We start from the raw sequence: 3,522 nt of genomic DNA on the forward strand, positions 1-3,522 counted from the left end.
CGTCCTGGCCGCCTGGTCGAACGCGGCCAGCACGGCGGCGAGCTGGTCGGCGACCTCGCGGTCCACCGGCGCGCGTTCGACCGCGGCCAGCAGCAGCAGGTTGAGGCCGACCTCGGCGGCGGGCTCGCCGGTGGCGACGCGCAGCGCCTCCGCCAGGTCGCCGGCGCCGGCGACGCGGTCGATCAGGGGGATGACGTCGTGCTCCAGGGACCAGCGCAGCGCGGCCTGGTAGAGACCGCGTTTGCTGCCGAACGTCTTGTACAGGCTGTTGCGGTGGACGCCGAGGTGGGTCACCAGCTCGTCCATGGAGATGCCGTCGTAGGACCGGGTCGAGAACAGCTCTGCCGCCGCCCGCACCACGGTGGCCTCGTCGAAGCCTCTTGGTCGTCCCATGGCTCGACCATAGAGCATTGAGGAACGATCAGTCAAGAACGACCGTTCCTAAACTCCTGCGACTCGACGGAACTGGGAGGATCGGGTCATGCCCCATGCAGGCCCGGATCCCCGGCCTGGACGTGAGCGTGGCGTTCATCGCCGTCCGCGACGGCACGGACCGCCGGATGCCGCTTCTCGACGCACTCCTGGACGCGGCGATCCGCACGTCCTGAACCGCCGCACCCACACGACCGGAGGCCGGGCGCGTCACCCCGCCGCGCCCGGATCGGACGGCGCGGTCTTCCGGACGCGGGACGTCTCGGCGGAGAGTGGCGCGCCGTCCTGGCCGAGCGGGTGCAGCCGGGGCAGCTCCCGCCCCTGGCCGTCGAGCAGGACGGAGTGCGGCTCGTCCGGGGCGAAGGCGTGGCGCTCCCCCCATTGCCGCAGGGCGACGACGGCCGTGAAGAGGTCCTGCCCGGCTTCGGTGAGCCGGTAGGTGTGCCGCCGGCCGTCGGCGGCGGCGCGCCGGTCGAGGATGCCGTGCTCGACCAGCCTGCGGAGCCGGTCGGTGAGGATGTTGCGGGCGATGCCCAGCCGCTGGTGGAACTCGGTGAAGGTGGTCGCGCCGTCCATCGCGTCGCGGACGATCAGCAGGCTCCACCGGTCGCCCACCAGGTCGACGGCCCGTGCGACCGGGCACGCCGGGTCGGTCCAGGCGCTTCCCGCAGCGAGTGTGACGTCCACCGGGCCCCTCCCGGGTCAGTTGCAATCTGAAACCATTATGCCCTAACCTCCGATCAGTTGCATATTGAAACTTATCGGAGAGTGACATGTCCTCAGGAATGACCGGAAGACAACGGATCGTGCTCGCGCTGGTGTGCGCGGTGGCCGTGTCGCCCGTGTACGGCATCCAGCCGGTCCTCCAGGCCGCGGGCCGGGACCTCGGGCTGGCGGACGGATCGCTGGGCTGGCTGGTCGCCGCCGGCCAGATCGGCTACCTGGCCGGGCTGGTGCTGCTGGTCCCGCTCGGCGACCTGTTCGACCGGCGCAAGCTCATCACGGTGCACCTGCTGCTGACGGCCGCGGGCGCCGGGGTGGCCGCCGTCGCGCCCGGCGCCGGGTTCGCGATCGCGGGCCTGGCCCTGGCGGGGCTGTTCGCCGTGGTCGTCCAGATCGCGGTGGCCTACGTCGCCGCCGTCTCACCGCCCGGCGAACGCGGCCGCAACATCGGCACGGTCACCTCGGGGGTGGTCGCCGGGATCCTCCTGGTCCGGGTGGTGGCGGGCCTGCTGGGCGAGCTGGCCGACTGGCGCGCGGTCTACCTCGTCATCGCCGTGCTGTGCGTGCTGCTCGCGCCGGCCGTCCGCGTCACCCTCGACGCCGACGTCCCGCGTTCCCGGGACTCCTACGGCCGGCTGCTGGCGTCGCTGGGCCGGCTGGTCACGAGCGACCGGCTGCTGCTCAGCCGGGGGCTGGTCGCGTTCTTCCTGTTCGCCTCCTTCGGCACGTTGTGGAGCGGGCTGGCGCTGCCCCTCGGCGCCGCGCCGTGGCACCTCGGCACCACCGAGATCGGACTGTTCGGGCTCGCCGGTCTCACCGGGGCGCTGGGCGCGGCCCGGGCCGGCCGATGGGCCGACCGGGGCCTGGCGTTCTCGGTCACCGTCTGGTCGCTGCTGCTGCTCGCGGCCTCGTGGCTGCTGATCGCCCAGGTGGGGTCGTCGTTGTGGCTGCTGATCGTCGGCGTCGTCGTGCTGGACTTCGCCGTGCAGGCCGTGCACGTCAGCAGCCAGCATCTGCTCACCACCGCGCGGCCCGACCGGAGCAGCGGAGTCATCGGCGCGTACATGGCCTGCTACTCCCTCGGCTCCGCGCTCGGCGCGATCACCACCACCTGGGCCTACAGCGTCGCGGGCTGGTGGGGCGCCTGCCTGCTCGGCGCGGTCTACGCCCTGCTCGGGCTCGTCGTCGCCGTCTCGACCCGGCGTCTCACCGTCCCGCGGGCGAGCACGTCCGTCCCGGCCTGAACGGGCTCAGGCGAGGTCGAGGATCGGCACGAGCTGCTCCTCCTCGTACGTCAGGTGCGCTTCGAGCTCGTCGGTCAGCCGCTCGATCTCCGCGCGCACCTTCACCGGGTCCTCACCCGACAGGGCCTCCTTCAGCTCCGCCACGAGCACGGCGATGCGCTCGTGCTCCCCGGCCAGCCGCTCGATGACCGGGGCGAGCTCGGGATGCCGCTCGGCCAGCGCCGGGAACATCATCGTGTCCTCGCCGGTGTGATGGTTGTGCAGCCCCTGGCACATGGTCAGGCAGTTGATCCGCAGCTGCACGCCCAGGCCGGGGCGGCCGCCGGCGGTCAGCTCCTTGCGGATCAGCGCCAGCTCGCGCCGGAAGCCGTCGTGCACCAGCTTGAGGTACGCCCCGCCGGAGGGCGCGCTCGACCGGGGCGGGCCCGGCACGATGTTCAGCGCGACGACCGGGATGACGCGGGCCGTCTTGGCCTGGTAGTCCGCCCAGCCCGGATCGCCGTCCACGGCACGGGCGAAGGCGGCGTCCCGCTCGGCCCCCTCCAGGATCTCCGCCTGGACGTCGAAGACGAAGACGCCGCTCTCGACGGTCGCGCGGGGCTCGGCCCGCAGGTTGTGGTACCAGGCGGGGTTCTTCGGCGCTCCCCCGGCGGAGGCGATGACCAGCATGCGCTCGCCGCCGTCCGGCAGGTAGCCGAGCGGGGTCGTGTGCGGCTTTCCCGAACGCGCGCCGGTCGTGGTGAGCAGGAGCAGTCTCGCTCCTTCGAAATAGCCCCCGACCTGGCCGTTGTTGGCGCGGAACTCGTCGATGACCTGCTTGTTGAAATCCACTCTTCTCCATGGGTGATGGTCTCTGCTCTGACGTGCTGAGAGGGAGAAGAGGAAGCGGCGGGCCGCGCGCCCGCCGGGCGGTCACGCCAGGGCCGGGCTGCTCTCTGGTTCGTGGCCCAAGGCCGACCCGGCAGTCACGGGGGCGACGCTACTTCATCACAACAATCTTCGCAAAGCGGCCGTATGACGCGGCCGGCGCGGCGGGGTCCCGCGTCGGCGCCCGACCCCCCCCCCACCACCGGAGGCGTCCGCCCCCGCGACACGGCCGACGCGGGGTCCAACCCCCGGTGCC

4 protein-coding genes are annotated in these 3,522 nt (G+C 72.5%); 1 reads left to right on the forward strand and 3 read right to left on the reverse strand.

The window, feature by feature from the left end; genetic code table 11:
- Together ABZ815_RS52030 and ABZ815_RS52035 are read right to left on the reverse strand one after the other, a co-directional pair.
- The coding region (locus ABZ815_RS52030; RefSeq protein ID WP_357710809.1) for a helix-turn-helix domain-containing protein at window positions 1–393 on the reverse strand (393 nt) is incomplete at its 3' end.
- Between the two features lie 249 nt (window positions 394–642).
- Window positions 643–1,119 (reverse strand): helix-turn-helix domain-containing protein, encoded by a 477-nt coding sequence (locus tag ABZ815_RS52035; RefSeq protein WP_357710811.1) that lies wholly within the window; start codon window positions 1,117–1,119, stop codon window positions 643–645.
- A 98-nt stretch (window positions 1,120–1,217) separates the two neighbouring features.
- On the opposite strand from ABZ815_RS52035, the gene ABZ815_RS52040 reads away from it, so the two are divergent.
- Window positions 1,218–2,399 (forward strand): MFS transporter, encoded by a 1,182-nt coding sequence (locus ABZ815_RS52040; protein ID WP_357710813.1) that lies wholly within the window; start codon window positions 1,218–1,220, stop codon window positions 2,397–2,399.
- A 6-nt stretch (window positions 2,400–2,405) separates the two neighbouring features.
- On the opposite strand, the gene ABZ815_RS52045 is transcribed toward ABZ815_RS52040, so the two are convergent.
- Window positions 2,406–3,230, reverse strand: a complete 825-nt coding sequence (locus ABZ815_RS52045) for a nitroreductase/quinone reductase family protein (RefSeq protein ID WP_357710815.1) — start codon at window positions 3,228–3,230, stop codon at window positions 2,406–2,408.
- Between the last annotated feature and the right edge of the window lie 292 nt (window positions 3,231–3,522).

Source organism: Nonomuraea sp. NPDC047529, from assembly GCF_040642995.1.
Lineage (GTDB): Bacteria > Actinomycetota > Actinomycetes > Streptosporangiales > Streptosporangiaceae > Nonomuraea.